This window comes from Streptomyces sp. RP5T, assembly GCF_003933965.1.
In the GTDB taxonomy this organism is placed as follows: domain Bacteria; phylum Actinomycetota; class Actinomycetes; order Streptomycetales; family Streptomycetaceae; genus Streptomyces.
The window spans coordinates 1-6,898 of the sequence record NZ_RSAJ01000449.1; the positions used below are offsets into that span (position 1 = coordinate 1).

Annotated in this window: 4 protein-coding genes; all 4 read left to right on the forward strand. The window is 69.0% G+C overall.

Features of this window, described 5'->3' with window-relative positions:
- Window positions 1-134 precede the first annotated feature (134 nt).
- The 4 genes from EHS43_RS33020 to EHS43_RS33035 all read left to right on the forward strand — a co-directional run bounded on the left by EHS43_RS33020 (window position 135) and on the right by EHS43_RS33035 (window position 6,796).
- The gene (locus EHS43_RS33020) at window positions 135-1,319 is read left to right on the forward strand and encodes an LCP family protein (RefSeq protein WP_125194339.1); all 1,185 of its coding nucleotides are present in this window, start codon (window positions 135-137) and stop codon (window positions 1,317-1,319) included.
- 152 nt (window positions 1,320-1,471) lie between these two features.
- Window positions 1,472-3,217, forward strand: a complete 1,746-nt coding sequence (locus tag EHS43_RS33025) for an LCP family protein (protein ID WP_125194340.1) — start codon at window positions 1,472-1,474, stop codon at window positions 3,215-3,217.
- An 83-nt stretch (window positions 3,218-3,300) separates the two neighbouring features.
- On the forward strand, window positions 3,301-4,923 hold the full coding sequence (locus tag EHS43_RS33030) for an LCP family protein (protein ID WP_185806522.1): 1,623 nt from the start codon (window positions 3,301-3,303) through the stop codon (window positions 4,921-4,923).
- 139 nt (window positions 4,924-5,062) lie between these two features.
- Complete coding sequence (locus EHS43_RS33035; protein ID WP_125194341.1) at window positions 5,063-6,796, forward strand: LCP family protein; 1,734 nt, start codon at window positions 5,063-5,065, stop codon at window positions 6,794-6,796.
- The last annotated feature ends 102 nt before the right edge of the window (window positions 6,797-6,898 follow it).

A 6,898-nucleotide genomic window follows, 5' to 3' on the forward strand; every position in this document is an offset into this window, starting at 1 on the left:
GTTCGGGTTCGGGGCGGAGGTGGTCCCAGGGCGTGGGGAGTCACCCGCATGGGTCAGTAGCGGGCTGCCCCCGGGGGTGGTTCGCGTCATGGTCGGGAGTACGGATTCTTACGCCATGAGGGGTGGGCCGACTCGTGACCGACAGTGCTCGCCCCCTCGGGCCCGGCCTCGGGTCGTCGGCCCACGGCGAAGGGCTCGTACGGCGGCGCAGGCGGCGCCGGCTGGGGGGTGTCGGGATCGGTGTCGGCGCGGTCGTCCTCGTCGCGGGTGGCACCGGGTGGGCCGTCTACGCCAAGCTCGACGGGAACATCACCGCGGACGAGGCGGCCGCCGCGGAGCTCGCCCGGTACGACAAGGACCGGCCGACCTCGCTCGTCAAGGGCGCTCAGAACATCCTGCTGATCGGGTCCGACTCGCGTTCGGGCGACGGGAACGGCCAGTACGGGCGGGACTCCGGGACCGAGCGCTCGGACACCACGATCCTGTTGCACCTGTCCGCCGGCCGGCGCACCGCGACGGCCGTGTCGCTGCCGCGGGACCTGATGGTGGACGTGCCGGCCTGCCTGGGGCGGGACGGGACCCGCGGCGAGCCCATGTTCGCGATGTTCAACTACGCCTTCCAGAAGGGCGGTTCGGCCTGCACGATCCGGACCGTCGAGAAGCTCACGAACATTCGCATCGACCATCACATGGTCGTCGACTTCCACGGCTTCAAGGACATGGTGGACGCCGTCGACGGCGTGACGGTCTGCCTCGCCGAACCGATCGACGACAAGGCCGCCAAGCTGCGGCTGCCGGCGGGCCGGGTGACGCTGAACGGCGAGGAGGCCCTCGGCTACGTGCGGGCCCGCAAGTCCCTCGGCAACGGCAGCGACACCGCTCGCATGGACCGCCAGCAGCGCTTTCTCGGAGCACTGGTCAACAAGGTGCAGAGCAATGACGTACTGCTGAATCCGGTGAAGCTCTACCCCGTGCTGGACGCGGCGACTTCCTCGCTCACCACCGACCCGGATCTGGCGAGTCTGCGCGGGCTGTACGAACTCGTGCGCGGCCTGCGGGACATCCCCACCGGACGCGTGCAATTCCTTACCGTGCCGAGGGAGTCGTACGTCTACGACGCCAATCGTGATCAACTCGTCGAACCCGAGGCCCGGCGGCTTTTCGAACGGTTGCGCAAGGACGCGCCGGTGAAGGTGACGCGGAAAGCCCCGAAGGTCTCAGAACATTCTCACGACGAAGAACCCTATGGAGAAACTGAGAAGGCCGGTGATGTACCCGCCTTCCGCGGTAACACGGCCGCCGAGGACACCTGCGGGTAAAGCGTTGCCCAAAGCGGTAAGCGGTGTCCGGGCAAATGGGCGGATTGCCCGGTTGTAGGGACGTGGAATGCGTCACCGCCGTAACCTGTCGGCGAATCGGACGGCTAGTGTGAGCGATCCGGTGCATCCGGCCGACGGAGGATTCAGCAACCGTGGACGCACAAGGCCGTGGGCGGGCGGGCGAAATCGACCCCGCAGACCAGTGGGTACTCAACCCGCACACCGGTGAATACGAACTGCGACTGACCCCTTCCGCACCGCAGTCGGGTGTTCCCGGTCCCCGTAGATCCGTGCCCTCCCCCAGCAGGACGGGCGCGCCCGCCGGTCGTACGGCCACCCCCGTGGCTCCCGGCCGTGACGTCCCGCCGCCGCGCAGGCGCCGGGGCGCACCGCCCGAGGAGCCGTTGCCGGGGCGGCGCGGACGCCGGCCCGTCAAGAAGAAGTCGACCGCGAAGAAGGCGCTGCTGTGGACCGGCGGCACGATGGCCTTCGTGCTGGTCGCGGCGGCGGGTGGCGGGTACCTCTACATCCGTCATCTGAACGGGAACATCACGTCCGTCTCCGACGACGGCGCGAGTACGGGTGGATTCCAGTCGGACAAGGCGATCAACATCCTGCTGATCGGCACCGACAAGCGCACCGGCGCGGGCAACGAGAGCTACGGCGACAAGAACAGCGTCGGGCACGCGGACACCACGATCCTGCTGCACGTCTCCAAGGACCGGACGAACGCGACCGCACTCAGCATCCCGCGCGACCTGATCGTGGACGTGCCGGACTGCCCGACCACGCAGGCGGACGGCACCACCAAGGTCATCGCGGGCACGGACAGCGTCCGCTTCAACACCAGCCTCGGCCAGGACGAACGCACGCCCAGCTGCACGGTGCGGACCGTCACCGAGCTCACCGGCATCCAGGCCGACAATTTCATGGTGGCCGACTTCAACGCGGTCAAGACACTGACCACGGCGGTCGGCGGGGTCGAGGTCTGTCTGGCCAAGGACATCGACGACGAGGACTCCAAGCTCAAGCTGTCCAAGGGCACGCACACCATCTCGGGCGAGCAGGCCCTCGCGTTCGTGCGCACCCGGCACTCGGTCGGCTTCGGCGGCGACCTGAGCCGGATCGGGCTCCAGCAGCAGTTCCTGAGCGCGCTGATGCGCAAGCTGAAGTCGAACGACACGCTGACCAACCCGGCGAAGATGCTGAAGCTGGCCGAGGCGGGCACGAAGGCGCTGACCGTGGACTCGCAGCTGGACAGCATCGGCAAGCTGAAGGACCTCGGTCTGGAGCTGGGCAAGCTGAACGTGAAGAACCTGACCTTCACCACCGTGCCGGTCGTCGACAACCCGACGGAGAAGGTGAAGGCGACGGTCGTCCTGAACAAGTCGACGGCTCCCACGGTCTTCGACATGATCAAGAACGACGTGTCGTTCACGGAGGTCAAGAAGAAGGCGAGCGCGGCCAAGAGCGCCGAGGCGGCGGAGGCCGCGGCCCGTCTCAAGGGCACCAAGTCGGCCGCCTCCGAGGTGCGGGTGCGCATCCTCAACGGCGGGGCGGCGGCGGGCAGCGCGCAGGCCGAGCTGGAGTACCTCCAGAACGAGGAGGGCGTACTGAAGTCGGAGAACGCCGGCAACGCGGGCACCTCGCTGGCGAAGACGACCCTGGAGTACGCCCCCGACCAGGCCGATCAGGCCCGCAGGCTGGCGGACATCCTGGGGCTGTCCGGCTCGGCGCTGAAGCCCGGCAAGAGCGTCACCAACTCCCAGGGCCTGCCCACCATGACCCTCACCCTGGGCAAGGACTTCAAGGGCGCCGGAGTCTCCTTCACCACGGCGACGAAGGCCCCCGAGGGGGTGCAGCAGTCCACGGCCGACAAGGTCGAGTGCGCCAAGTGAGGTGACCTGAAGGGCCTGTCGTGCGTCTTACGAGTCGTACGGCAGGTCTTTTCGTTGGTTCGGTGAGGGTGGGGAGACAGGGGATGGCGTACAGCGGTGTGCACGAGGAGGGGGCGCGGCCGGCTTCCCGGACCGTTTCACCAGCGCGAAAGGCCGGGGGCGGCGACAGCGGGGACGGCGGCAGGCGGCACGGGCGGCGGCGCGGCCCCCGCAGGCACCGGGTGCTGAGATGGTCGGCGATCACGCTCGCCGTGCTGATACTCGGCACGGCCGGCGCCGGATACCTCTACTACCAGCATCTCAACGGCAACATACGCAAGGGCGAGCGCAGCAGCGGAGACTCCAAGGCCCGCAAGGCGGAGGCCAACGCGGCCGGGCAGACGCCGCTCAACATCCTGCTGATCGGTTCGGACAGCCGTAACTCCGACGAGAACGTGAAGCTCGGCGGCAGCCGGGACGACCGCGGCAACCCCCCGCTGGGCGACGTGCAGATGCTCATCCACCTCTCCGCGGACCGCAAGAGCGCCGCGCTGGTGAGCATCCCGCGTGACACCCGGGTCGACATCCCCAAGTGCACGGACCCGGACACCGGGAAGACGTACCCGGCGACCACCGACATCATCAACCTCTCCCTGGCGCGCGGCGGCGCCGGCTGCACGCTCGCCACCTGGCAGAACCTCACCGGGGTCTACATCGACCACTGGATGACGATCGACTTCGCGGGCGTGGTGCGGATGGCGGACGCCATCGGCGGCGTCGACGTCTGTGTGCGGCAGAACGTGTGGGACCGCCCGACAGCCGCGGTGCCCGGCGGTTCGGGGCTGAAGATGCGGGCCGGGACGCACAAGGTCCAGGGCGAGCAGGCCCTGCAGTGGCTGCGCACCCGGCACGCCTGGGGCAGCGACCTGATGCGGGCCAGGGCCCAGCACATGTACCTGAACTCGATGATCCGCACGCTGAAGGGGCAGAACGTCTTCACCGACACCCCGCGCCTGATGGGCCTCGCCGAGGCGGCCACGAAGTCGCTGAAGGTCTCCGAGGAGATCGGTTCGGTCAAGGACCTCTACGACCTCGGCATGCAGCTCAAGTCGGTGCCGACGGACCGCATCACGTCGGTGACGATGCCGAACGTGGAGGACCCGGGCAACAGGAACCACGTGATCCCCGACGGCGCGAACGCGGACAAGCTGTGGGAGATGCTCCGCGACGACGTGGCCCTCGACAAGAACGGCACGGCGCCCTCGGGCGGGAAGAAGACCGGCAGGACCGCGACGAAGGCCCCGTCCGCCCCGGACGACGAGATCGGTGTGCTCGTGCAGAACGCGACGGCCACCGCCACGCTCGGACCGGTGGGCAAACGCGCCGGCACGATCGCCGGGGAACTCGTGCGGAAGGGGTTCTCGCGGGCGTCCAAGGACGCGACGGCGGGGCTCTCCGAGGACCGGACCGTGGTGCGCTACCCGACCGCCGACCTGGAGGGCGACGCCCAGCGCGTCGCCAAGTCCCTCGGGATACCGCTGAGTTCGGTGAAGAAGTCGACCGATGTGTCCGGGGTCACACTCGTCGTGGGCGCCGACTGGCGCGAGGGGACGGCGTATCCGAAGCAGTCCGAGGCCAGGGCCGGTGACGTGCCGGGCAACGCGGACGCCATCAACGGCTCGGACACCGGGCAGTGCATGGACGTGTACTCGGTCTACCGCTGGTAGTCGAACGGAGGGGTCCGTGCGTACGTACTTGCCTGCAGAATCGGCACAGGAACAACTCACGTCGCTCAAGGCCCAGTCGGGCGGATAGTGTGAGCGATCCAGCGATCGCCGCGTGGCCCTGACGGAGGATTCGGACAACGTGGACGCACAAGGCCGTGGGCGGGCGGACGACGTCGACCCCGCAGACCAGTGGGTGCTCAATCCGAACACCGGTGAATACGAACTGCGACTGAGCCCTTCCGCACCGCAGCCGGCCGTGCCCGCACCGCGCAGGTCCGCGCCCGCACCGAGCCGGTCGGGGGCGCCGCGTGGCCGTACGGCGACCCCTGTGGCCCCCGGCAGGGACGTTCCGCCGCCGCGCAGGCGGCGTGGCGCACCGCCCGAGGAGCCGCTGCCGGGGCGGCGCGGACGCCGGCCCGTCAAGCAGAAGTCGAAGGCGAAGAAGGCGCTGCTGTGGACCGGCGGCACGACGGCCTTCGTGCTGATCGCCGGCGCCGGGACGGGCTACTTCTACCTCAAGCACCTGGAGGGCAACGTCGGCACGACCGACGTCGGCGACGCGGCCGCGAGCAACTTCAGCAAGGACGAGGCCTTCAACATCCTCATCATCGGCACCGACAAGCGCACCGGTGCGGGCAACGAGGGCTACGGCGACGCGGGCAGCGTCGGCCACGCCGACACCAACATCCTGCTGCACGTGGCCAAGGACCGGTCGAACGCGACCGCGCTGAGCATCCCGCGGGACCTGATCGTCGACATCCCGGACTGCGAGACCAAGCAGGAGGACGGCTCCTCGTCGGTCGTCCCGGGACTGGAGGGGGTCCGCTTCAACCGGAGCCTCGGTGAACAGGGCCGGGACGCGGGCTGCACCATGCGCACGGTCGAGGCGGCCACCGGCATCAAGCCCCAGCACTTCGTGATGGCCGACTTCAACGCGGTCAAGACCCTGACCACGGCGGTGGACGGGGTCGAGGTCTGTGTGGAGAAAGCCGTCGACGACAAGAAGTCCAAGCTCGTCCTGCCCGCCGGGAAGTCCAAGGTGGAGGGCGAGCAGGCCCTCGCGTTCGTGCGCACCCGGCACGCCTTCGGCAACGAGGGCGACCTGGACCGGATCAAGGTGCAGCAGCAGTTCCTGGGCTCGCTGATGCGCAAGATGACCTCCGGCGACACCCTCACCAGCCCCACCAAGCTGCTGAAGCTGGCGGAGGCGGCGACCAACGCGCTGACCGTGGACACGGCGATCGGCAAGGTCGGCACGCTCAAGGACATCGCCCTGGAGCTGAAGAAGGTACCGACGAAGAACATCAGCTTCATGACGATCCCGGTGGTCGACAACCCGGCCGAGACGGTCAAGGCGACGGTGGTCGTCGACCCGACCAGGGCCCCCGCGATCTTCGACGCGATCAAGAACGACGTCTCCTTCACCGAGGTCAAGGCGCAGCAGAAGAAGGAGAAGGCGGAGGTCGCGGCCCGGCTCAAGGGCACCAAGTCTGCCGCCTCCGAGGTGCGGGTGCGCATCCTCAACGGCGGGGCGGCGGGCGGCAGCGCCCAGCAGCAGCTGGCCTACCTGCAGACCGAGGCGGGCGTGTCCAAGTCGGAGAACGCGGGCAACGCCGAGGCGGCCCTCGCGAGGACGACCCTGGAGTACGACCCCGGCCAGGCCGACCAGGCGCGCCGGCTGGCGGACATCATGGGGCTGTCCGGCTCGGCGCTGAAGCCCGGCAAGAGCGTCACCAACTCCCAGGGACTGCCCGCCATGACCCTGACCCTGGGCAAGGACTTCAAGGGCGCGGGCGTCAAACTGAATTCGTCCGCCGCGGCCGCACCGGAAGTGGAGAAGTCCACCGCGGACAAGGCGCAGTGCGCGAGCTGAGGTCCACGGGGGCCCGCGAGGCGGGCCCCAGGTCCCGCACAGGTTCATGGGGCAACCTCACGGGCCCGTCGTATGTCTAAGACGTGCGGCGGGCCCGTGGCA